The following is a 24060-nucleotide window of genomic DNA, read 5'->3' on the forward strand; positions in this document are numbered from 1 at the left end:
GCGTAAGCGGCGGCGGAAGCAGGCGCCTGTCGTGGCCAGGCCACGGGCCCGGCCGCGACGTCAGAACAGGTCGGCGTCGAGCGCCATCAGCGAGGCGGCGCCAGCACGCGCCTTGCGGATTTCGGCCGCGGTCTCGGGTTGCAGTTTGGCAAAGTAGAAGCGCGCGGTGGCCAGCTTGGCCGTGTAGAACTTGTCGCCGCTGCTTTCCTTCTCCAGCGCGAGCTTGGCCATGCGGGCCCAGAAGTACGAAAACACGAGGTGGCCTACCACGCGCAGATACGGTACCGCCGCGGCACCGACCTCGTCGGCATTGCCCATGGCCTTCATGCCGATCTCCATGGTGAGCTTCTGCACCTTTTCGCCCAGGTCGGCCAGCGGGTTGATGAACTCCTGCATCGCCTCGTTGGTGCCTTCTTCCTCGACGAAGGCCTGCACGATCTTGCCGAATGCCTTCATGCGCGCGCCCATGTCGCCCAGGATCTTGCGGCCGAGCAGGTCGAGCGCCTGGATGGTGTTGGTGCCCTCGTAGATCATGTTGATGCGCGCATCGCGCACATACTGCTCCATGCCCCACTCGGCGATATAGCCGTGGCCGCCGAACACCTGCATGCCCTCGTTGGTCGAGATGAAGGCGTTGTCGGTCAGGAAGGCCTTGATCACCGGCGTCAGCAGCGCGACGAGATCGCCGGCCTGCTTGCGCACCGCCTCGTCGGGGTGGGACAGTTCGCGGTCGATCTGCAGCGCGGTCCAGTAGCTGAATGCGCGGCCGCCCTCCGCGTAGGCGCGCTGCGTCAACAGCATGCGGCGCACGTCGGGGTGCACGATGATCGGGTCGGCGGGCTTGTCCGGCGCCTTGGGGCCGGTCAGCGCGCGCATCTGCAGACGGTCCTTCGCGTAGGCCACCGAGTTCTGGTACGCCACCTCGGTCAGGCCCAGGCCCTGCGCGCCTACGCCCAGGCGCGCGGCGTTCATCATTACGAACATTGCGTTGAGGCCCTTGTTGGGCTCGCCCACCATCCACCCGCGCGCGCCGTCGAGGTTCATCACGCAGGTGGCATTGCCGTGGATGCCCATCTTGTGCTCGATCGCGCCGCACTGGATGCCGTTGCGCTCCCCCGGATTGCCGCTGGCATCGGGGATGAACTTGGGCACCACGAACAGCGAAATGCCCTTGGTGCCCGGCGGCGCGTCCGGCAGCCGCGCGAGCACGAGGTGCACGATGTTGTCGGCGAGGTCGTGTTCGCCCGCCGAGATGAAGATCTTGGTGCCGGTGATGCGGTAGGCGCCATCGGCCTGGGGCTCGGCCTTGCTGCGCAGGATGCCGAGGTCGGTGCCGCAGTGCGGCTCGGTCAGGCACATGGTGCCGATCCATTCGCCCGACACCAGCTTGGGCAGATAGGTTTGCTTGAGCTCGGGGGTACCGTGCGCGTGCAACGCCTCGTAAGCGCCGTGCGACAGGCCCGGGTACATGGTCCAGGCCTGGCTGGCCGAGTTCAGCATCTCGTACAACGCGTTGTTGACGACGATCGGCAGGCCCTGGCCGCCGAACTCGGGATCGCAGGCCAGCGCCGGCCAGCCGGCCTCGATGTACTGCTGGTAGGCCTCGCGGAAACCCTTGGGCGCGCGTACCACGCCCTCGCCTTCGTACGTGCAGCCCTCGCGGTCGCCGCTCTGGTTGAGCGGGAACACCACGTCGGCGCAAAACTTGCCGGCTTCCTCGATGACCTGGTTGATGGTGTCCGCGTCGATGTCGGCGTGCGTCGGCATCGCCTTGAATTCGGCTTCGACGCCGAGCAGTTCATGGAGCACGAACTGCATGTCGCGCAACGGTGCGGTGTACTGGCCCATCAAAGACTCCTTGGAGGTTCACGATGCCGCCACGCCGCCGGCCCCGCGTGACGCGAGGCCCGTGCACCGGGCGACTTCAGGTACGGTAAGACTGAATCAGTTTGTTGAGCGCAACCATCGCCAGTTCGGCGCTGTCGGGCAGGCGCAGGAAACGGGCGTCGTGATGCAAGCCTAGTTCAAGGCTGTACATTTCGAACAGCATCAGGCGCGGATCGCAATCCGCGCGCAGGTGCCCCTCTTCCTTGGCCTGGTCGATCGCACGCAGCAGCGCGGCCCGCCAGATCGTGACGCTCCTGACCAGTTCGTCACGTACCGGGCTTTCCGCGCGGTCGTCGTATTCCACGGCCCCGCTGATGTAGATGCAGCCGGTGGTCACTTCCTGGATGCGCTTTTCCATCCAGCGCCGCACCATCGACCACAGGCGCGGCAACCCGCGCGGCTCTTGCAGCGAGGGGTAGAACACCTCCTGCTCGAACCGGCGATGGTACTCGCGCACCACTTCCACCTGCAGGTCCTCGCGCGAACCGAAATGCGCGAACACGCCGCTCTTGCTCATCTGCATGCGCTCCGCAAGCAGCCCGATGGTCAAGCCCTCGAGCCCGTCGCGGGACGACAGTTCCAGCGCCGCATCCAGAATCGCCACGCGCGTCATCTCGCCCTTGCGCAATGGCGTGGGCGCAGCGGCGGCGGATTCGAGACGAACTGACTGGTGACGCATGATTGTTCTCCGTTCTGACTGCTTGGACTGGCCTTCGCGAGCGCCAGGGATGCCGGGCAACCGCGAATGTCACGCAGTCTAAGCCAAAAAAGAACGGTCGTTCAGATCGGACGTTCAGATTATTTCGGCGCGACCCGCCGGCATCAAGCAATTAATTAGACCTTGGTTTCTAAACCGCCGGCAACCACCGCGCACCGCAACATCGCGGGCGGGCCTGCCGCATGCGGGTCCCGCCCGCGCCGTGCCGCGCGGCAACATGACGGCGCGGGCGGCATCAATAGCGTCCGGTAACGCCCGCGATGACCACGCCCAGGCGCAGCATGAAGTAGGCGGCCCAGTTGGCAAACCGGCGCACGCGCGGCAAACCCGCATGCGCTTCCGGGACGATGCGCGCGCTGCGCTGCGCCATGGCGCGCTCCAGTTGTGCGCGCAGGTCGGCCGCAAAGGTGCGATCGTAGACCGCGACATTGGCCTCGCGCGCCAGCAGCAGGCTGAACGGATCCATGTTGCTCGACCCTACGGTGGCCCAGCTGTCGTCGACCACCGCGACCTTGGCATGCAGGAAGCTTGCCTCGTACTCGTAGATCTCGACCCCGGCCTCCAGCAGCGTGGCATAGAGCGCGTGGGTGGCGTAATGCTGGAGCCGGTATTCGACCACGCCCTGCAGCAGCAGGCGCACGCGCACGCCGCGCTCGCGGCAGGCCAGCAGCGCGCGTCGCATCTTGTGGCCGGGCAGGAAGTACGCGTTGGCGAGAATCACGTCCTGTCGCGCCGAGCCAAGCGCGTAGAGGTATTCGCGCTCGATGGTGCGGCGGTTGCGCAGGTTGTCGCGCAGCAGCAATGCGGCCGGCACGCCGCCGGGCTGGGTATGGGCATGGGCCGGCGGGGCGTGCGCCGCGGCGGCCAGCGCCTCCACCGCGGCCAGCGCATCGGCGGTCTCGCGCAGGCCGCTGCGCTGCACCAGGCGGAACCACAGGCGCGCCGAGGCCAGCGCGATCTGGGTGACCAGCGGCCCGCGCACACGCACCGCGAAGTCGTAGCGCGGGCCGAGGTCGGGCAGCGCCACGGGGCCATGGTTATGGTCGTCGATGATATTGATGCCGCCCACGAAGCCGACCTCGTCGTCGATCACCGCGAGCTTGCGATGCAGCCGGCGCAGATGGCGGCGCGCCAGCCGGAAGCCGCGCAGGGGGCGGTAGACCTCGAGCCGGACCCCGCCGGCACGCAGCCACCGGGCCAGCGTGGCGGGCATGTCGCCCGCGCCGAAGCCGTCGACCACCAGGCGCACGTCCACGCCGCGCCCGGCCGCGCGGATCAGCGCGTCGCCGACCGCCGCGCCGACCGCGTCGTCGGCATAGATATACGTTTCCACAACCACGCTGACAGCGGCCGCGTCGATCGCCTCGATCAGCGCCGGAAAGAAGGCCGCGCCATTGCGCAGCAGGTCGACGGTGTTACCCGCCACCGCGCGGCCGCTGCGCCAGGCCCAGCGCAGCATGCCGGCACGCCGGCCGAGCGCGTGAATGGGACGATAACGGGGCGCACCGGCGCGGTCGCGCGGGTCGGGGCTACCGGCGGCATCGCCGCGCTCGGGCAACGGGTCGTGAGTGGGCGGAGGCGGATCCGCGCGATCGTAGGTCCGTGACATGCCTCGATTATCGATCAACCGGCGGGATAATCACATCCGGTATTCTTCTCTGCTATCGTCCCCACCGTTCGTCTCATCGTTCGTCTCATCGTTCGTCTCCACCACCCGTTGGCAGCATGCTGACGTCGCCGAGGGAAAATATTGTGAAGGTATTCGGTATCGCCGGTTCATCGGGCAGCGGCAAGACGACGTTGCTGGAACAGCTGATTCCGCGCTTCGTCGCCGCCGGCCAGCGCGTGGCCGGCATCAAGCATACCCATCATGGCTTCGACCCCGACACGCCGGGCAAGGACTCGTGGCGCATGCGCGCGTCCGGTTGCGAGAACGTGGTGCTGGTGGGGGCGCGCCATCTGACGCTGATGCGCCATTACCCGGAACACCAGCCCTCGCCGGAAATCGCGGAAGCCCTCGCGGTACTGCCTGCCGAGACCGACCTCGTGCTGGTGGAAGGCTACAAATGGAGCGACTTTCCCAAGCTCGAGGTCTATCGCCCCGCCACCGGCAACGCGCCGCTATGGGACGAGGTACCGGGCGTGGTGGCGGTGGCCACCGACGACCGCGCGCACGTGCGCGCGCGCACCGCGCTGCCGGTGCTCGACCTGGCCGACGTGGACGCGATCTTCCGCTGGATCCGCGACTACCGCCGTCCGTCCAGCCCGCCGGCTCCGACCTGATCAGGCCTCCGGTATCGCCACTCGGCGCGCGAGCTCGGCGACCAGCGGCACGTGGTCGGAGCGCTGGGCCCAGTCGCGGCCGGTCAGGGCCAGCGCGCGTTCGATCTCGAAGCCGCGCACATAGATGCGGTCGAGCTGCCACCACGGCATATGACTTGGAAATGTATGCAGACGGGCGCCCTTGGCATGGGCGGCCTCGGTCGCTCCGAGCGTATTGCAGATCTGCGCATCCAGCCGGTGGTTCCAGTCGTTGAAATCCCCGGCGATGACCAGCGGCGCGTCGGCCGGCACCACGCTGCGCACGCGCTCCACGAGGGCACGCGCCTGGCGCACCCGACTGCGCGCGAACAGGCCGAAATGCACGCAGATCAGGTGCGATTCCACGCCATGGATATCGGCCACGGCATGCAGCAGGCCACGCTGCTCGAAGCGATGATCCGAGACATCGAGGTTCTCGGACATCAGGATCGGATGGCGCGAAAGGATCGCGTTGCCATGATGGCCGTGGTCGTACACCGCATTCCGGCCATAGACCGCATGGGGATACGCATCGGTCGCCAGGTAGTTGAGCTGCGTATGGTCGGGGTCGAACAGCTCGGCCGCGATCAGGCGATCGTTCCGGTCCTGGACCTCCTGCAGGAACACGATATCCGCATCCATCGACTGCAGTCCGGTACGCACGTTCTGGATGCGCGGTCGGCCCGAGAACCCGGTCACGCCCTTGTGAATGTTGTAGGTGACCACGCGCAGCTTCATCATTCGGCTCCGCTGACGCTGCTGGCCGCACCCGCGCGCCACGCCAGCTGGCGCACGGCCTCAGCGTTGCTGCGCGAAAAGCATCGTTCCGCCGCTGCCTGCCAGGGCAGCCATTCGTAGCGCAGATGCTCGCGTGGCGCGAGGGTGACCGGCACTGGCCGCGCCACGCACAGGCCGAACCAGTGCTCGGTGTTGCGCACCACGCCGGGCGCGTAGCGATGACGCCACTGGGGATAGATCTCGTAGTCGATGGTGTGCTGCCAGTCGGTGAGGCGGTGCTCGTCGGCCATGATGCCGGTTTCCTCGGCGACCTCGCGCGCGGCGGTCACCGCAAGCGGTTCGTCCGGCGCATCGAGGCTGCCCGTGACCGATTGCCAGAAGCCGGGACGGTCGGCACGTTCGATCAGCAGCACCTGCAGGTCTGGCGTGTGGATAACGACCAGCACCGATTCGGGAATCTTGTAGGGCATTGGGAAAGGTCTGCAGAACAGACCCAAGGATAGCGCAGCCTGACGGCCGTGGCATCAGCGCGGGCCCCGGCGCGGCCAGGCCGAGCCACGGCCAGCCGCCTACGCCGCGCTGCGTGTGGCCGCGTCGGCGGGCGGCGTAGCGCGCAGCCAGGTGTCGAACACCTCGGGCGAATCACCATGCCCCCAGGCCGCGCGCAACTGCTGCATCAGCGGGGCCAGGCACTGCGTATAGCGCTGCGCGGCCACCTGGGCATGCTCGGCCAGCGCATCGGCGCTTTCGCGCATCTGTGCCTCGATGGCCGCCCGTTCCTGCCCGATTTCCTTCTCGCGCAGGCCGAGCGCGTTGTATTTCTGAATCAGGAAGCGCTGGTAGTCGCCCGCTTCCACGCCCTGCGCGGCCTGCGCATTCACCTGTTCGAAACGCATCACGATGCTGCCGGTTTCACGCTCGACATGCGCGGCCTCCGCGGCCAGCGCCTGCGCCGCCTCCTGCAGACGCAGCGCCTCGCGGCGATGCGTCTGCAGCCGCGCCGCTTCGTCCTCGAAGGTGCGCTGCGCAGTCAGGTATGCCTGCACGATCGGCTGCGGCGCCACCACCAGCAGCGGATCGGCACCGCCCGCGCGCCGGCCGGACATCAATGCATCCTCGGGCAAGCGCAGGTTGCCCACGTCCTCGAGCCAGCGGCCACGCGCCATCACGGTGGCCACGGTATCGAGCGCGAGCTTGCGCAAGGCATCGGCACGCTGCGCGGCGACCGGCGCCGGATCATCCGCGTCCGGCCGCATGGCCTGCGTCGCCTGGGCCGCGTGGGCGATATCGGGCACGCACGCGGCTACGGTGGTCGCCACCGACTCCGACATGGCCTGGGCCGAGCGGCGCACCGCGCGGCGCAGCTCGAAGCGTGCCAGCATCATCATCAGCAGACCCGCGACGAGCCAGGTCAGGATGGTTTCGGCGTGCACCATCAGGAACTGGCGGATCTGTTCGACGTCAAGGTTCACGGCTGGGTCCTCCCGCGTTATATGTGATGGATGCCGCGCGATCCATTGCGTGTCCGGTCTTGTCTGGCGCGCCCTGCCGGTCCGGTTGGCCCGCACCGTGGCGGGCTTTGGCCGGGGGCGGGCCGGCGTCGGAAGCATCATCGAACAGACATTGTCGCGGCGCCCACCGTTCCAGGACGTAACAAATGGAAACGCATCGTTGCCGCCATAACAAAAAAGCCGCGCAGATGCGCGGCTTTTTTGCGAACAAGGGCGTCAATCAGGCCGTCTTCGGCTCCTGTGCGCGCAGGCGAATATGCAGCTCGCGCAGCTGCTTTTCGTCCACGCTGCTCGGCGCCTGGGTCAGCAGGTCCTGCGCGCGCTGCGTCTTGGGGAAGGCGATCACGTCGCGGATCGAGTCGGCACCGGCCATCATGGTGACGATACGGTCCAGGCCAAAGGCCAGGCCACCGTGCGGCGGCGCGCCATATTGCAGCGCGTCGAGCAGGTAGCCGAACTTGGCGCGGGCCTCTTCCTCGTTGATCTTGAGCGCGCGGAACACCTTGCTCTGCACGTCCTCGCGATAGATCCGCACCGAGCCGCCGCCCATTTCCCAGCCGTTGAGCACCATGTCATAGGCCTTGGCCAGGCACTTGCCCGGATCCGTTTCCAGGTATTGCAGGTGCTCGTCCTTCGGGCTCGTGAACGGGTGGTGCATGGCCACCCAGCGCGCATCTTCCTCGTCGTACTCGAACATCGGGAAGTCGATCACCCACAGCGGCTTCCACACGTCCTCGAACAGACCGTTGGCCTTGCCGAACTCCGAATGGCCGATCTTCAGGCGCAGCGCACCGATCGAGTCGTTGACGACCTTGGCCTTGTCCGCGCCAAAGAAGATGATGTCGCCGTCCTTCGCCTCGGTCCGCCTGAGGATCTCGGCGATGGCCGCGTCGTGCAGGTTCTTGACGATCGGGCTTTGCAGGCCGTCGCGACCCTTGGCCACTTCGTTGACCTTGATCCAGGCCAGGCCCTTGGCGCCGTAGATGCCAACGAATTGCGTGTAGGCATCGATCTCGCCGCGCGAGATAGCGCCGCCGCCCGGCACGCGCAGGCCCACCACGCGGCCGCTGTCGCTGTTGGCCGGGCCCGAGAACACCTTGAAGTCGACGTCCTTCATCACGTCGGTCAGCTCGGTGAATTCGAGCTTGACGCGCAGGTCGGGCTTGTCCGAACCGAAACGGGCCATGGCCTCGCGGAACTCCATCACCGGGAACTTTGCATCCAGGTCCACGTTGATGGCGTTCTTGAACACCGTGCGCATCATGTCCTCGAACAGGTCGCGGATTTCCTGCTCGGTGAGGAACGAAGTTTCGCAGTCGATCTGCGTGAACTCAGGCTGACGGTCGGCGCGCAGGTCCTCGTCGCGGAAGCACTTGGTGATCTGGTAGTAGCGATCGAAGCCCGACACCATCAGCATCTGCTTGAAGATCTGCGGCGACTGCGGCAGCGCGAAGAAGTGGCCCGGGTTTACGCGCGACGGCACCAGGTAATCGCGCGCGCCCTCCGGCGTGCTCTTGCCGAGCATCGGCGTCTCGATGTCGATAAAGCCCTGCGCGTCGAGGTACTTGCGCACCTCCATCGCCACCTTGTAGCGCAGGCGCAGGTTGTATTGCATCTGCGGGCGGCGCAGGTCGAGCACGCGGTGCGTCAGGCGCGTGGTTTCCGACAGGTTGTCGTCGTCGAGCTGGAACGGCGGCGTGACCGACGGGTTCAGCACGGTGAGCTCATGGCACAGCACCTCGATCTTGCCCGAGGTCAGGTTGGCGTTCTCGGTGCCGGCCGGGCGCGGACGCACCTTGCCGGTCACGCGGATGCAGTACTCGTTGCGGATCTCCTCGGCCACCTTGAACATCTCGGGCCGGTCGGGGTCGCACACCACCTGTACCAGGCCCTCGCGGTCGCGCAGGTCGATGAAGATCACGCCGCCATGGTCGCGGCGGCGCTGGACCCAGCCGGTGAGGGCCACTTCCTGGCCCGTCAGTTGTTCGGTCACCAGACCGCAGTAGTGAGTACGCATGGAGGACATAGGAGAAATTCCCGGGTAAGGCGCGGACACCTGGCGTGCCCGCGTGCAATCAATGAGTGTCGGTGGGATCGTCGGTGGCCGCGACCGCTTCGGCGTCGCCCGCCGCAGCGCTCGTCACGGCGGCAGCCGCCGCCGCCGCGGTGGCCGCCGTGGCCGCGCGCTCGGCGGCGTCCGGCTTGCGCGGCAGTTCGGTCGGCGCCACCACGCCCATCGAGACGATGTACTTGAGCGCGGCGTCGACGGTCATGTCGAGTTCGATCGTGTCCGCCTTGGGCATCATCAGGAAGAAGCCCGAGGTCGGGTTGGGCGTGGTCGGCACATACACGCTGACGTATTCGCCCTGCAGGTGATTCTGCACGTCGCCGCCGGGGCGGCCGGTCAGAAACGCAATGGTCCACGAGCCTTCGCGCGGATACTGCACCAGCAGCGCCTTGCGGAAGGCGTTGCCGGACGAGGACAGCAGCGTGTCGGAAACCTGCTTGACGCTGGTATAGATCGGGCCGACCACCGGAATGCGGCCGAGCAGCGCCTCCCACCAGCGCACCAGCCGCTGGCCGATGAAGTTGTGCGTGGCCACGCCCACCAGCAGGATGAACAGCAGCGTGAGAATCGCGCCCAGGCCGGGAATGCGGCGACCGAACAGGTTCTCCGGCTGCCACGCGAGCGGCAGCAGGGCCATGCTCTGGTCCATGGTCCCGATGATCAGGTTGAGCACCCAGAGCGTGATGCCGAGCGGCACCAGCACGAGCAGCCCGGTCAGGAACCAGGTCTTGAAGGCGGAGGTCTTGTTGGTGGCCACGATGGTCCCGTTGTCAGCCCGCGGAGGCGCCGGAGGTGCTGGACGAGCCGGACGAGCCAGACGCGCCGGACGCCGACCCACCACCCTCGCCACCCGAGGCGGGTGCCGCCGCGGGGGTCGACCCCGCGCCGCCGGCATTGTCCGCAGTGCCACTGGCCGGCGCACTGGCGCCGCCGCTGCCGCCACGGAAATCGGTCACGTACCAGCCCGAGCCCTTGAGCTGGAAGCCGGCCGCGGTCAGTTGTTTCTTGAAGCTGCCGGCGGTGCCGCAGGACGGACAGTCCGTGAGCGGCGCATCGCTCATCTTCTGCAGCACATCGCGCCCGTGGCCGCAGGCATCGCAACGGTAGGCATAAATCGGCATGATCGTTCTTTCGCGAAAAACAGAAATCGGCTGAACAAAGCCTTGGATTATAAACGGTCGGCGCTTGCCGACCGCGACGAAAAACCGCCCAAAAGTCATTCTAAAGACGGTCTTGAGGCGCCCGGCCGGCAAATACGTGCCGGAACCGCATGGATTCCGGGCGCCCGGGCGACCTTGCCAGAAGCCGGTACGGATCGGACCGCGGCGTGGCCGCCGCTCGGCAAGATGGGGACGACGGCCGCGAGCGCAAGGGCGATGTTACGCGATATGCACTTTTTCAACGCGAGGATGGTCGCCGATCCATTGCGGCAGCAGCGAGCCGAACACCATGCCGCCGACCGAGAACAGGAGGCCCACCAGTTGCGGCGGCACGGTGGCGTCGGCGAACGCGACTTCGCACACGAGCCACGATGCCAGGCCCAGCAGGATCGCCGCGAGCCCGCCCTGGCGCGTGGCCGGCTTCCAGAACAGCCCGAACGCGAGCGGCACGAACGACGACACCAGTGTCACCTTGTAGGCGTTCTCGACCATATGGAAGATGGACAGGTGCGAGTTGAGCGCGAACAGCGTGACCAGCGTCGTGAACACCAGCACCACCGCCTGCATCACGCGCAGGAACTTGCGGTCGTCGAGGTGGCGGAAGTACGGCCGCAGGATGTTCTCGGCAAACGTGACCGAGGGCGCCAGCAGCGTGGCCGAGGCGCAGCTCTTGATGGCGGACAGCAGCGCGCCGAAGAACATCACCTGCGCGAACATCGGCGCGTGGGTCAGGATCAGTTGCGGCAGGATCAGCTGGGAGTCGGCGTCGATGTACTTCTGCACCATCGCCGGATCGATCAGCGTGGCCGAGTACGCGAGGAACATCGGGATAAAGGCAAAGCAGAAGTACAGCACGCCGCCGAGCACCGAGGCACGGCCGGCGATGTTCTCGGTGCGCGAGGACGTCACGCGCTGGAACACGTCCTGCTGCGGAATGGAGCCGAGCATCATGGTGACCAGCGCGGCGGCAAAGCCGACGATCTGCACGATATCGAGCGAGGGCAGGAATTCGAACTTGCCCGCCGCCGCCGCATGCGACACCACCGCCACCACGCCGCCGGCCTGGCTGCTGACCTCGGCACCGATATAGAGCATGCCGACCACGATGATGATCATCTGGATGAAGTCGGTCACGGCCACCGACCACATGCCGCCGAACAGCGTGTACACCAGTACGCTGGCCGCCCCGATCATCATGCCGGCGTCCTGCGACAGCGCGCCGTCCGACACCGTGTAGAAGACCAGGCCGAGCGCCTTGATCTGCGCCGCCACCCAGCCCAGGTACGACACCACGATGCATAAGGTGGTCAGCACCTCGGCCACGCGCCCATAGCGGTTGTGATAGTAGTCGCCGATGGTCAGCAGGTTCATGCGGTACAGCGGCCGCGCAAAGAACAGACCGACAAGAATCAGGCACAGCGACGAGCCGAACGGGTCGGAGACCACGCCGGACAGCCCTTCCTTGAGGAACACGGCAGGAATGCCGAGTACCGTCTCCGAGCCGAACCAGGTCGCGAACACCGTGGCGGTGACGATATAGAACGGCAGGCTGCGGCCGGCCACCGCGAAGTCCTTGGTGTTGCGCACGCGCAGCGCCGCCCACAGGCCGATACCGACCGAGATGACCCAATAGATGATGACGAACCAGATCAGCATGCCGCTGCCCTTATCCCAGAAATGCCCAGAACGGCGAAAAACCGAATGGCGAAAAACCGAATGCCGGCCTGCCAGGGGCCGGAGTCCAATTGATCGGTCGGGTCCGCGGGATTGGCCGGAGGGCCAGCGGTCGCAAGCCGATTAAAAACGCGGATTATAGCGACGCGCGCGGCGCCGGGGTTCTCCTAACACATTGATATGCAAAAAAAACCGCGCCGGGGAAGGTCGGGGAAACATTTCTCCAACACCCTTCGCGGCCGGTGCCGCCGCCATTGCCCCATCGGGGTGCAGCGCCGGCGCCACTCGTGCTACCAGTGCCCGGTCCACGACAGGACCTGCATGATCACGACCCCGGCGATGAACCCGCCCACCAGCATCAGCGCGGCGGCAAAGATGCGGTTGGTGCGGCGCTGCTCGGCCACCAGTTGGGCCAGCAGACGCTCGGTTTCGCCGTTGCCATGCAAGGCGCGGCGCTCCAGATACTGGTGCGCCAGGCGCGGGAAGTCGGGCAGCATCTTGGCCCACTGCGGCGCTTCCACCTTGACCCGCTCCCATGCGCCCCGCCAACCCACCTGCTCGTGCATCCAGCGTTCGAGGAACGGCTTGGCGGTCTTCCACAGGTCGAGGTCGGGATCGAGCTGGCGGCCCAGCCCTTCGATGTTGAGCAGCGTCTTCTGCAGCAGCACGAGCTGCGGCTGGATTTCCACGTTGAAGCGGCGCGAGGTCTGGAACAGCCGCATCAGCACCAGGCCCAGCGAGATCTCGCGCAGCGGCTTGTCGAAGTACGGCTCGCAGCAGGCGCGCACCGCGCTCTCGAGTTCCTCGACCCGGGTCTCGGCCGGGACCCAGCCCGACTCCACATGCAGCAGCGCCACGCGGTGGTAGTCGCGGCGGAAGAACGCGATGAAGTTCTGCGCCAGATAGTTCTTGTCGAACTCGGACAGCGCGCCGACGATGCCGAAGTCCAGCGCGATATAGCGGCCGAAGGTCTCCGGCGCGATCGAGACCAGGATATTGCCGGGGTGCATGTCGGCATGGAAGAAGCCGTCACGGAACACCTGCGTGAAGAAGATCTCCACGCCCTCCTCGGCCAGCTTGTGCATGTCCACGCCGGCCGCACGCAAGGCCTCGGTACGCGAGACCGGAATGCCGTGCATGCGCTCCATCACGAACACCGTGCTGGTACACCAGTCCCAGAACACCTCGGGCACCAGCAGCAGGTTGGTGTCCTGGAAATTGCGCCGCAGCTGGCTCGCGTTGGCCGCCTCGATCATCAGGTCGAGTTCGTCGTGCAGGTACTTGTCGAACTCCGCCACCACTTCACGCGGCTTGAGGCGGCGGCCGTCCGCCCAGACCCGCTCCAGCCACGTGGCCATGTCGCGCATCAGCGCAAGGTCGCTGTCGATCACCGGCAGCATGCCGGGCCGCAGCACCTTCACCGCGACCTCGCGGCCGTGGTTGGGCCCGCCGCGCAGCGTGGCGAAGTGCACCTGCGCGATCGAGGCGCTGGCCACCGGCTGCTGCTCGAAATGCACGAACAGCTCTTCGAGCGGCCGGCCCAGCGAGCGCTCGATGATCCTGACCGCGATGGCGGAATCGAACGGCGGCACCTGGTCCTGCAGCAACGCGAGCTCGTCGGCGATATCGGGCGGCATCAGGTCGCGGCGCGTGGACAGTACCTGGCCGAACTTGACGAAGATCGGGCCAAGCGCGGTCAGCGCCAGCCGCAGCCGTTCGCCGCGCGGCAGGTCGAGCCGGCGGCCGATGGTGATGACGCGCACCAGGAAGCGGATCTTGCGATCCTTGAAGCCGGACAGCACGAGTTCGTCGAGCCCGTAGTACAGGACAACGAAGAGGATCTTGCAGAGACGCAGGAGGCGGGTCATGCAGGTCGATTCAGAAAGTCAGGTCGCGCATGGCGACAGGAGACCGGGAGTGTGGGAGACGGATGTGCGCGCGCAGCCGAGCGCACCGGGATCGACGCGGACGGCACCATGGACGCGGCAGGCACCCTCATCGGTGCGGCGAGGGCAAGGCGCCCGGATCCGGCGCGGGCCGGCCGGCCCGCTCCAGGCGTTCCAGCCGCTTCTCGAGCCGCGCCAGGTCGTCGCGCAGGCGCGCCACTTCGCCGCCAAAAACGTCGAGGGCGGCATGCCGCACCAGCGTGGGCTGTTCGTCCAGCAGGTATTCGGTGACATTGTCGACCAGCGCGCGGCCCACGCGCGTCGCCTGGGCATGCACCTGCCGCGCGCCGTCCACCGCGCGCTGGGCCATGCTGTCCGCCACGGGTCCGCCCATCACGCCACGCAGCGCGCGGGCCAGGTCCTCGGCGGCGTCCCAGCGCAGATGGCGCGCCAGCGTGGAGACGGCATTGGCAAACTCGGCATCGCCGTCGATACGTACATGGCGCATGGCCGCGGCCTGCCCGCCCTCGGCCACATCCGCCGCCACCAGCGGCCACAATTGCAGTGGCACGAGCAGCGTGACGGCGGGGATGTCGGTATCGAGCGCGCGTTCGATGCAGCCCTGCCCGGTCACCTTGAGCGACAGCGAAAATGCGGCGGCATCGAAACGGATCACGCGGCCGGCGAACGGCGTCAACAGCCCGCAGGCCCACGGCTCCTGTTCGACCAGGTGATTCAGCGCGGCAACGACCGGCGCAGCCAACGGTGTAGGCAGAGCGTTCATGGTGTGCGCGGGGATCTGGTGCCCCCGAGGGGAATGCTCGAAAGAGGCGCCAACGGGGCGAACCTCAAAAAACGTGACGCAAAAAAAACGGCCCACGCGAACGTGGGCCTCCATTCTAAGCTACTTGCCCACCGCGTCACTTCACGCGGGGGTCAAATCCGCTCAGGATTCCTGCTGGATGCCGGCGAGCAGCCAGCCGCCGTTGCCGGAAACCGGCTTGGCAAGGTTCCAGACTTCCGCGAACGGCTGCGCCGGATCGCCTACGCGCTCACGGATCATGCCGGAGAAACGCACGCTGGCGACATGCTGGCTGGCGGTCGACTCGATCCCGAGCAGTTGCGCCTCAAGCGTGACGACGTCGGTCTTGTTGACCTCGGCGCCGCGCTCCGACAGGTCCATGCGGATTTCCGCAAACATCTCGGGGGTGGTGAACTCGCGGATATCGTCGAGGTTGCCGGCATCCCAAGCGGCCTGCAGGCGCACGTAATGCACCTTGGCATTGCGCAGAAAATTGTCGGTATCGAAGTCCGCCGGCACACCCCAGGGCTGCTGCGCGCCCGCCGCACCTGCCGACGCACCTGCCGCCACACCTGCCAGGGCCGGCGCCGCGCCCGCGGGCTGACCCGGCGGCTGGACCGGCTGGGCGGGTTCGGACTGGCGGAAGCTCGGCTCGGCATGGCGCGCCGCGCCATTGCCACCCATGCCGGCGAAGGCCGGCTCACGGCGCTGGGCACCGCCGCCACGGAACTTGCGGATCAGCCAGATCGCCACGAATGCGATCAGCGCGATCACGATCAGATTGCCGAGGAAGCTGGCAAACGCGCCGCCGAGGCCGAAGTGCGAGAGCAGATAGCCAAGGCCCAGACCGGCTGCGATGCCGCCCAGGATGCCACCCCAGTTGCGCTTGGGCGTCGCCGCGGCGGCGGCGCCCGCTGCCCCGGCGGTGGCCGGCGCGGCCTGGTTCGGTTGCTGGGCCGGCTGCTGTGCCGGCGGCGTCTGCGGCGCCTGCTGGCGCTGCTGCGTCACACTCGACGACTGCTTGCCGATGCTGCGCGAGCCGCCCAGCCGCTTGGCGTTGGCGTCCAGCGCGACCCCCAGCGCGAGCGTCATGATCAACGACGCAGCCAGGAATTTTCCACGAAAAGAAGACATTTTCTCTGATCCCCTGTCAGTCCGGCCTCTGTCGACTGTGGCGTCGGGATCGGCCGGGTATGGCGAATTCGTTCTTGCTAGTTAGCACTAACTTGCGCGCCGAGTCCTGAGGATCCTCAGGCTCACCCGTTAGTACTTGCGCCCGACATGGAGCGCCACCACTCCGGCTGTCAGGTTGAAGTATTCGACCTGTTCGAGCCCCGCATGTTCCATCAAGCGTACAAGCGAAGCCTGGTCTGGATGCATTCTGATCGATTCCGCGAGATAGCGATAGCTGGGGGCATCCCCTGCGACGCGTTCGCCGAGCCACGGCAGCACCTTGAAGGAATACACATCGTACGCCTTCTCCAGCGGCTTCCAGACCTTGGAGAACTCCAGCACCATGACCTTGCCACCGGGCTTGACCACGCGCCGCATCTCGGCCAGGGCCCGGTCCTTGTGCGTCATGTTGCGCAGCCCGAAGGCCACCGTGACCAGGTCGAAGTAGTTGTCCGGGAACGGGATCTTCTCGGCGTCGCACAGTGCCACCGGGGTGACCACGCCCTTGTCGAGCAGGCGGTCGCGCCCCACGCGCAGCATCGATTCGTTGATATCGGTGAGCCACACCTCGCCGGCGGGGCCGGCCGCCTTGGCAAACGCGCGCGCGAGGTCGCCGGTGCCGCCGGCGATATCGAGCACCTTCTGCCCGGGACGCACGTTGGCCTGGGCGATCGTGAACATTTTCCAGAGCCGGTGCATGCCACCGGACATCAGGTCGTTCATCACGTCGTATTTGCTGGCCACCGAATGGAAGACGCCGGCGACCTTGCCGGCCTTTTCGGTTTCGTCGACCTTCTCAAACCCGAAATGGGTTTCGCTCATGTTGCAGGACTCCAGGTTCAGTGATGGTGGCCGCAGGCGTGCCCGCCGGATGCGGCCATCGGCAGGTCGCGACCGGCGTCGCGGCCCACGCCGGCAGCATCGAGGCGCGCCAGATAGTCGGCCCACAGGGTCTCCTGCTGGTCGCCGAGGCGGTGCAGCAGTTCCCAGGAATAGATGCCGGTGTCGTGGCCGTCGTCGAAGCGGATCAGGATCGCGTAGTTGCCGACCGGCTCGACGGCGGCGATGCCGACGTTGCGCTTGCCGGTCTGCAGCGTTTCCTGGCCGGGGCCGTGGCCCTGGACTTCCGCCGAGGGCGAACAGACGCGCAGCAGCTCGAACGGCAGGCGGTACGTGCGTCCGTTGTCGAAGCCGATTTCCAGCACGCGCGATTGCGTATGGACCGTCAGTGCGGTCGGGTAAGGCGTATCTTTGTCGAGGCCAGCCATGGGTTCAGCGCATCGAGCGCGATGGGTTCAGCGCGTCCAGCGCGCGGGGGGCACAGGGCACAGGGCACAGGGCACGGGGCACGGCACGGGCACGCGGGTACAGATCACAGGGCGCGGGCGCAGGGACGAGGGGGCGGCACCGACGGCGGCACCAATGGCCGCACCGAGGGCGGCACCGCGGGCGGCACCACCGCCCCCACCACCGCCCACCACCGCCCGACAGCGCGGCCGCGATGGCGCCGTCACGCTTCCTGTACGACCCGATAGCTTACCCCACCCACCCCGGCTTGCCCATCCCGCGGGCCGGCGCCGGATTCGTCGCGGTAGCCGGGACCGCCGTCCAGCGGTACATAGCGCAGGCGCCGGCCGTGGAAGGCGGCCACCGTACTGCGGTGCGCGATGCTGACGATCGCCGCGCGCGGCAACGCCTCCAGCATCAGCCGGTACATCGCCGCTTCGGTTTCCTCGTCGAGCGCGCTGGTGGCTTCGTCGAGGAACAGGTAGTCGGGCTTCTGCAGCAATGCGCGGGCAAAGGCCAGACGCTGCTGCTCGCCCGGCGACAGGCGCAGCGACCAGTTGTCGAAGGTATCCAGGTGGTCCGCCAGCATGGCGAGGCGCGCGTCGCGCAGGACGCGCTTGAGCGTCTCGCAATCGTGCGCGTTGCCGGTATCGGGATAGGCGAGCGCATCGGCCAGCGTGCCGATCGGCAGGTAGCTGCGCTGCGGCAGGAACAGCAGCCGCCCCGCGTCGCCCGTGGGATGGGTCACGCGCCCGCTGCCATATGGCCAGATCCCGGCCAGCGCGCGGAACAGTACGCTCTTGCCGCAGCCCGACGGGCCGCTGACGAGCCAGCGCTCGCCGCGCCGGATCTGCAGCGAGAACGGCGCCACCAGTGGACGCTCGGCCGGATGGGTGTAGAGGTCCACGCCCTCCTCGTCGGGGTTGGCGCCACCGCGCACGGGCAGCGCCAGCGCGAGCTGGTCGAGCCCGATCGCCTCGCCCGGGGCCTGCACCACCTCGATATCCTGCGCGCCGCGATGTGTCACGTCCTGGCGCTCGGCCACGCGCATCGCCTCCTGGAAATCGATCAGGCGGTTGGCGGCCGCCTTCCACCCCACCAGCGTGGCGTAGCTGTCGACAAACCACGACAGCGCGCCCTGCACCTGGCCGAACGCCGAGCTGATCTGCATCAGGCCGCCCAGCGTGAGCTTGTTGGCGAAGTAGCGCGGCGCCGCCACCAGGATCGGGAAGATGATGGCGAACTGGGCGTAGCCCGAGGTAACGAAGGTCAGCCGCCGCGTATAGCGCATGAGCTGGTTCCAGTTGGCCCGGATGCGCTCGAAGCGCGCACGCAGGCCGGCCTGCTCGGTCGGCTCGCCCTGGTAGAGCGCCACCGGCTCGCTGTTCTCGCGCAGCCGCACCAGCATGAAACGGAAGTTGGCTTCGTACTGCTCCTGCTGGAACGACAGGCCGATCAGCGGGCGCCCGATAAAGTGGGCCAGCACCGAGCCGACCACCGCGTAGCCGAGCGCGAACCACACCATGTAGCCCGGAATCTCGACCGCTGTGCCGCCCAGCGCCAGCGTGATCGGACCCGATACCGCCCACAGGATGCCGACGAACGAAATCAGCGTGACCACCGAGTTGAGCAGGCCCATCGACAGCGTCAGCGCCCCGTCGGTGAACTGGCGCAGGTCGTCGGCAATCCGCTGGTCGGGGTTGTCGGTGGCGTGCGTCTGCTCGATCCGGTAATAGGCCTGGTGGCCGAGCCAGCGCTGCAGGAAGGTGCCGGTCATCCAGGTACGCCAGCGCATCTGCAGCATCATCTGGTAGTACTGGCGCGAGATCGCCAGCACGATAAAGCAGCCCGCGATCCACGAGAAACGCAGCAGCAGCGCCTTGAACGAGACGAAGTCGCGCTGCTCCAGCGCGTTGTAGAACACGCGGTTCCACTCGTTGAGCAGCACGTTGATATAGACGATCGCGAGGTTCAGGGCCACCACCAGCGCGAGCAGCCCGAGGCCGGCCTTGCGGTCGTCGGACTTCCAGTAGGGCTTGATGAGTTCCCAGGTGGCCGCCAGGCGCAGACGGCTCTGGATCCTGAGGGCCTGGATCGGGACTGCCGGGCCCGGCACGGTAGCGGAAGACGGCGTGGCGTTCGACATGTGGGCGGCGAGAGCTCGTTGTGGTTCGACGGGAAAATCAGGGGCGCGCCACGGACGGGCAGTTCCGCGAGGCGGCGCGCGTGCACATTATCGCCGCCCTCGCGGGCGACCGATGCAAGCACATTAAGGGCGAAAACTTAAAGCGCGCTTAAGCCACCGGCAGCCCGCGGCCCGGCCACGGGCGCGCCGTGGCGCGGGCCGGCATCAGTGATGCGACATCAGGGGACGACATCAGGGGCAAGGCCGGGGGGGCGCGTCAATCGGCAGCATCGAGCGCGGAGAGCGCGACCCGCAGCGCCGGCAGCCGGCTGGCCAGTTCGGCGAGGCGCGCCGGATCCGCGACGCGCTGCGGCGCGGCCCAGATGGCCTCGGGGAAGTGGGTATCCCAGCGGTAGCGCGGAATGATATGCCAGTGCAGATGCGGCACCATGTTGCCGAATGCGGCCAGATTGACCTTGTCCGGCATCATGACTTCGCGCACCACGCGCTCGACGCGCGTCACCAGCCGCATCAGCCAGGCCTGGTCGGCCTCGTCGAGGTCCGACAGCTCGGCCACGTGGTCGTTCCAGACGATGCGGCAGAAGCCCGGATGGCGGTCGTGCTCGACCAGGATCAGCCGGGCCCGGTCGCCCATCCAGACCAGTTCGCCGCCATCGGCCTCGCAGAGAGGACAGTTCGGGACGCGGTGCATTTACACCAGCACGCGCTCGATGCCGCCCGCGTTGGCGCGCTGCACGTATTCCGGCAGCCAGTTCTCGCCCAGCACATGCTTTGCCATCTCCACCACGATATAGTCGGCGGTGACCGCGGCGTCCTCGCTATAGCGCGACAGACCCTGCAGGCACGACGGGCAGCTGGTCAGAATCTTCACCTCGGTACCGGGGCTGGCCTCGGCGGTGCCCTCGGCGCGCAGCTTTGCCGCGCCCTTGCGCATTTCCTCCTCCTTGCGGAAGCGGACCTGCGTCGAGATGTCCGGCCGCGTCACGGCCAGCGTGCCCGACTCCCCGCAGCAGCGATCGTTCTTCTCGATCTTGCCGCCGGCACCGTTGCCGCCCATCAGTTCATTGACGAGCCGGGTCGGATCCATGGTCTTGATCGGGGTATGGCACGGGTCGTGGTACATGTAGCGCGTACCGGTCACGCCTTCGAGCTTGACGCCCTTCTCCAGCAGGTACTCGTGGATATCGATGATGCGGCAGCCCGGGAAGATCTTGTCGAATTCATACCCGGCCAGCTGGTCGTAGCAGGTGCCGCAGCTGACCACCACCGTCTTGATATCGAGGTAGTTCAGCGTATTGGCCACGCGGTGGAACAGCACGCGGTTGTCGCTGACCATCTTCTCGGCGCGGTCGAACTGGCCGGCGCCGCGCTGCGGGTAGCCGCAGCACAGGTAGCCCGGCGGCAGCACGGTCTGCACGCCCACGTGCCACAGCATGGCCTGGGTGGCCAGGCCCACCTGCGAGAACAGGCGCTCCGAGCCGCAGCCCGGAAAGTAGAACACGGCCTCGGTCTCGGGCGTGGTCAGCTTCGGGTCGCGGATGATCGGCACGATCTCGTTGTCCTCGATATCGAGCAACGCGCGCGCGGTCTTCTTGGGCAGGTTGCCCGGCATCTTCTTGTTGATGAAGTGGATCACCTGCTCCTGCACCGGCGGCTTGCCGACCGTGGCGGGCGGATGCTGGGTCTGCTTCTTCGCGAACTTCCTGAACACCTCGTTGCCGAGGCGCTGCGCCTTGTAGCCGAGCCCGATCATGGTCGAGCGCGCCAGATTGATGGTCTGCGGGTTGGTCGCGTTGAGGAAGAACATCGACGCCGCGGTGCCAGGGTTGAACTTCTTCTGGCCCATCTTGCGCAGCAGGTTGCGCATGTTCATCGACACATCGCCGAAGTCGATTTTCACCGGGCACGGCGTCACGCACTTGTGGCACACCGTGCAATGGTCGGCTACGTCGGAGAACTCGTCCCAGTGCTTGATCGACACGCCGCGGCGCGTCTGTTCCTCGTACAGGAAGGCCTCGATCAGCAGCGAGGTGGCCAGGATCTTGTTGCGCGGGCTGTACAGCAGGTTGGCGCGCGGCACGTGCGTGGCGCACACCGGCTTGCACTTGCCGCAGCGCAGGCAGTCCTTGACGCTCTCGGCGATGGCGCCGATATCGCTCTGCTGCATGATGATCGACTCGTGGCCCATCAGCCCGAACGACGGCGTGTACGCATTGCGCAGGTCGGCGCCGGGCAGCAGCTTGCCCTTGTTGAAGCGCCCCTGCGGGTCCACGCGCTGCTTGTAGGCGCGGAAATCGCCGATCTCTTCCTCGGTCAGGAACTCGAGCTTGGTAATGCCGATGCCGTGCTCGCCCGAGATCACGCCGTCGAGCGAACGCGCCAGCGCCATGATGCGGGCCACCGCGCGGTGCGCGTCCTGCAGCATGTCGTAGTCGTCCGAGTTGACCGGGATATTGGTGTGCACGTTGCCGTCGCCGGCGTGCATGTGCAGCGCCACGAAGACGCGGCCGCGCAACACCTGCTTGTGGATCTTCTGCGCCTCGTCGAGGATCGGCTTGAACTCGCCGCCGTTGAAGATCTTGCGCAGCTCGGCGCGGATCTCGTGCTTCCACGACACGCGGATGGTGCGATCCTGCAGCAAGTGGAACACCGTGGCGTCCGGCTGTTGCGCCAGGCGCTGCTCGAAAGCCTGGCCCAGCAGACCCAGCCCGTGGCCGATCAGCGACGCGCGCGCCTGCGCGAGCGGCACGTCCATATGGTTCTGCAGGTACAGCCAGCGCTGGCGAATCTCGCGCAGCAGCGTCAGGGCGTGCTGTACGCGGTCTTCCAGCAGTTCGGCGCTCGGAATCTCGTTGGCGTCGTCGCTGCGGCCCAGCGGCAGGTTGCCGCGCGCAAAGAACTGTTCGAGCGCGTCCGTGAGCTTGAGCTTGTTCTTGATCGACAGCTCGATATTGATGCGCTCGATCCCGTCCGTGTACTCGCCCATGCGCGGCAGCGGGATGACCACGTCCTCGTTGATCTTGAACGCGTTGGTATGGCGCGCGATCGCGGCCGTGCGCGAACGATCGAGCCAGAACTTCTTGCGCGCCTCGGGGCTCACGGCGATAAAGCCCTCGCCGCTCTTGCCGTTGGCCATGCGGATCACCTCGGAGGTGGCACGCGCCACGGCGTCCTCATCGTCGCCGACGATATCGCCGATCAGCACCATCTTCGGGAACGCGTTGCGCTTGCTCTTGGTGGCATAACCCACCGCGCGCAGGTAGCGCTCGTCCAGGTGCTCCAGGCCCGCCAGGATGGCGCCGCCCTCGCGCCGCGACTCGCCGTCGAGGAAGTCCTTGATCTCGACGATGCTCGGGATGGCGTCGCGCGGCTGGCCGAAAAATTCCAGGCACACCGTGCGGATATGCTTCGGCATGCGATGCAGGATCCAGCGCGCGCTCGTGATGATGCCGTCGCAGCCTTCCTTCTGCACGCCGGGCAGGCCGGCCAGGAACTTGTCGGTGACGTCCTTGCCGAGCCCCTCCTTGCGGAACTTGCGGCCTTCGATCGAAAGCGTCTCGGTGCGCAGCACCTTCTCGCCCGGCGCGCGGTTGCCGTCCGACCATTTGAGCTCGAACGTGGCCACCGGCACGTCATGGATCTTGCCGAGGTTGTGGTTGATACGCGTGATCTCGAGCCAGTTGCCTTCGGGATCGACCATGCGCCACCACGCCAGGTTGTCGAGCGCGGTGCCCCACAACACGGCCTTCTTGCCGCCGGCATTCATGGCGACGTTGCCGCCGATGCACGAGGCGTCGATCGAGGTCGGATCCACCGCGAACACCAGGCCGGCCTTGTCGGCGGCATCGGCCACACGGCGCGTTACCACGCCCGCGCCCGAGAAAATGGTCGGTACCTTGTGCAGTACGCCCGGCAGCTCGGTATGCTCGACCGGTCCCAGCTGCTCGAGCTTCTCGGTGTTGATCACGGCCGAGAACGGCGTGAGCGGTACCGCGCCGCCGGTGTAACCGGTGCCGCCGCCGCGCGGGATGATGGTGAGCCCGAGCTCGAAGCAGCCCTTGACCAGGCCGGCGATCTCTTCCTCGGTATCGGGCGTGAGCACCACGAACGGATATTCGACACGCCAGTCGGTGGCGTCGGTCACGTGCGAGACGCGCGACAGCCCGTCGAACTTGATGTTGTCCTTTTGGGTCACGCGGCCCAGCACGCGCTGCGCGCGCTTGCGCAGCTCGTAGGCATCGGCAAATTCCTGCTGGAACGATTCGATCGCCTGGCGTGCAAACGCGACCAGTTGCTCGACGCGGTGCGAGCGGTCTTCGGCGGCGGGTTCGGCATGCTCGGCGCGATCCGCGGCACGGCGCTTCTCGATCTCGCCCAGGCGGTGATGGAGCGCGCCCACCAGCATCTGGCGGCGCTTGGGGTTTTCGAGCAGGTCGTCCTGCAGGTACGGGTTGCGACGGACCACCCAGATATCGCCGAGCACCTCGTACAGCATGCGCGCGGAGCGGCCGGTACGACGTTCGCCGCGGAGCTCGTCGAGGATGCGCCAGGCTTCCTCGCCCAGCAGGCGGATGACAATCTCGCGGTCCGAGAACGACGTGTAGTTATAGGGGATCTCTCGCAGGCGCGGGGGCGCGTCCTGCGCGGCGAGCTTGGCATCTAGCACGAGTGGGGCGTTCATGGCGGGACCGCTTCCTGCGGCGCACGGG

The 24060-nt window shown here is 67.0% G+C and carries 19 protein-coding genes; 1 reads left to right on the top strand and 18 read right to left on the bottom strand.

Annotated features, from left to right (window positions below; genetic code table 11):
• Window positions 1-60 precede the first annotated feature (60 nt).
• The 3 genes from DFLDMN_RS10425 to clsB all read right to left on the bottom strand — a co-directional run bounded on the left by DFLDMN_RS10425 (window position 61) and on the right by clsB (window position 4214).
• Window positions 61-1848 (bottom strand): acyl-CoA dehydrogenase C-terminal domain-containing protein, encoded by a 1788-nt coding sequence (locus tag DFLDMN_RS10425; RefSeq protein WP_423194894.1) that lies wholly within the window; start codon window positions 1846-1848, stop codon window positions 61-63.
• A gap of 76 nt (window positions 1849-1924) precedes the next feature.
• Window positions 1925-2515, bottom strand: coding sequence for a TetR/AcrR family transcriptional regulator (locus tag DFLDMN_RS10430; protein ID WP_109582102.1), 591 nt, complete (start codon window positions 2513-2515; stop codon window positions 1925-1927).
• A gap of 325 nt (window positions 2516-2840) precedes the next feature.
• On the bottom strand, window positions 2841-4214 hold the full coding sequence (clsB, locus tag DFLDMN_RS10435) for a cardiolipin synthase ClsB (protein ID WP_423194895.1): 1374 nt from the start codon (window positions 4212-4214) through the stop codon (window positions 2841-2843).
• A gap of 143 nt (window positions 4215-4357) precedes the next feature.
• Between clsB and mobB the strand changes: the two genes are divergently transcribed.
• The gene (mobB, locus tag DFLDMN_RS10440; protein ID WP_423194896.1) at window positions 4358-4888 is read left to right on the top strand and encodes a molybdopterin-guanine dinucleotide biosynthesis protein B; all 531 of its coding nucleotides are present in this window, start codon (window positions 4358-4360) and stop codon (window positions 4886-4888) included.
• Here mobB and DFLDMN_RS10445 read toward each other — a convergent pair whose 3' ends face one another.
• From DFLDMN_RS10445 to DFLDMN_RS10515, 15 genes are all read right to left on the bottom strand, one after another.
• The gene (locus DFLDMN_RS10445) at window positions 4889-5647 is read right to left on the bottom strand and encodes an endonuclease/exonuclease/phosphatase family protein (RefSeq protein WP_423194897.1); all 759 of its coding nucleotides are present in this window, start codon (window positions 5645-5647) and stop codon (window positions 4889-4891) included. It abuts the gene before it with no gap.
• Entirely contained in the window at window positions 5644-6114 is a 471-nt protein-coding gene (gene nudB, locus DFLDMN_RS10450) for a dihydroneopterin triphosphate diphosphatase (protein WP_423194898.1), read from the bottom strand. Before nudB ends, DFLDMN_RS10445 begins: the two co-directional genes overlap by 4 nt.
• Before the next feature lie 99 nt (window positions 6115-6213).
• Window positions 6214-7116, bottom strand: a complete 903-nt coding sequence (locus DFLDMN_RS10455) for a hypothetical protein (protein WP_423194899.1) — start codon at window positions 7114-7116, stop codon at window positions 6214-6216.
• A gap of 259 nt (window positions 7117-7375) precedes the next feature.
• Window positions 7376-9181 (bottom strand): aspartate--tRNA ligase, encoded by a 1806-nt coding sequence (gene aspS, locus DFLDMN_RS10460; RefSeq protein ID WP_423194900.1) that lies wholly within the window; start codon window positions 9179-9181, stop codon window positions 7376-7378.
• Window positions 9182-9230: 49 nt separating this feature from the next.
• A complete protein-coding gene (locus tag DFLDMN_RS10465; RefSeq protein WP_423194901.1) occupies window positions 9231-9980 on the bottom strand; it encodes a DUF502 domain-containing protein in 750 nt (249 codons plus the stop codon).
• A gap of 13 nt (window positions 9981-9993) precedes the next feature.
• Window positions 9994-10344: an FmdB family zinc ribbon protein gene (locus DFLDMN_RS10470; protein WP_423194902.1), complete on the bottom strand. Its 351-nt coding sequence runs from the start codon at window positions 10342-10344 to the stop codon at window positions 9994-9996.
• Window positions 10345-10602: 258 nt separating this feature from the next.
• Window positions 10603-12039: a sodium:solute symporter family protein gene (locus DFLDMN_RS10475; RefSeq protein WP_423194903.1), complete on the bottom strand. Its 1437-nt coding sequence runs from the start codon at window positions 12037-12039 to the stop codon at window positions 10603-10605.
• A 308-nt stretch (window positions 12040-12347) separates the two neighbouring features.
• Window positions 12348-13925, bottom strand: a complete 1578-nt coding sequence (ubiB, locus tag DFLDMN_RS10480; RefSeq protein WP_423194904.1) for a ubiquinone biosynthesis regulatory protein kinase UbiB — start codon at window positions 13923-13925, stop codon at window positions 12348-12350.
• A gap of 127 nt (window positions 13926-14052) precedes the next feature.
• Window positions 14053-14727: a ubiquinone biosynthesis accessory factor UbiJ gene (locus DFLDMN_RS10485; protein WP_423194905.1), complete on the bottom strand. Its 675-nt coding sequence runs from the start codon at window positions 14725-14727 to the stop codon at window positions 14053-14055.
• Between the two features lie 162 nt (window positions 14728-14889).
• The gene (locus tag DFLDMN_RS10490; protein WP_423194906.1) at window positions 14890-15879 is read right to left on the bottom strand and encodes a Tim44 domain-containing protein; all 990 of its coding nucleotides are present in this window, start codon (window positions 15877-15879) and stop codon (window positions 14890-14892) included.
• Between the two features lie 129 nt (window positions 15880-16008).
• The gene (gene ubiE / locus DFLDMN_RS10495; protein ID WP_423194907.1) at window positions 16009-16740 is read right to left on the bottom strand and encodes a bifunctional demethylmenaquinone methyltransferase/2-methoxy-6-polyprenyl-1,4-benzoquinol methylase UbiE; all 732 of its coding nucleotides are present in this window, start codon (window positions 16738-16740) and stop codon (window positions 16009-16011) included.
• A 17-nt stretch (window positions 16741-16757) separates the two neighbouring features.
• Window positions 16758-17186 carry a gamma-butyrobetaine hydroxylase-like domain-containing protein gene (locus tag DFLDMN_RS10500; protein ID WP_423194908.1) on the bottom strand — a complete coding sequence of 143 codons (429 nt, stop codon included), beginning with the start codon at window positions 17184-17186 and terminating at the stop codon, window positions 16758-16760.
• A 242-nt stretch (window positions 17187-17428) separates the two neighbouring features.
• Window positions 17429-19351, bottom strand: a complete 1923-nt coding sequence (locus DFLDMN_RS10505) for an ABC transporter ATP-binding protein/permease (RefSeq protein WP_423194909.1) — start codon at window positions 19349-19351, stop codon at window positions 17429-17431.
• Between the two features lie 256 nt (window positions 19352-19607).
• Entirely contained in the window at window positions 19608-20042 is a 435-nt protein-coding gene (locus DFLDMN_RS10510) for an HIT family protein (RefSeq protein WP_423194910.1), read from the bottom strand.
• Window positions 20043-24032 (bottom strand): DUF3683 domain-containing protein, encoded by a 3990-nt coding sequence (locus tag DFLDMN_RS10515; RefSeq protein WP_423194911.1) that lies wholly within the window; start codon window positions 24030-24032, stop codon window positions 20043-20045.
• Window positions 24033-24060 lie beyond the last annotated feature (28 nt).

This window comes from Cupriavidus sp. H19C3 (genome assembly GCF_049393815.1).
Taxonomy (GTDB): domain Bacteria; phylum Pseudomonadota; class Gammaproteobacteria; order Burkholderiales; family Burkholderiaceae; genus Cupriavidus.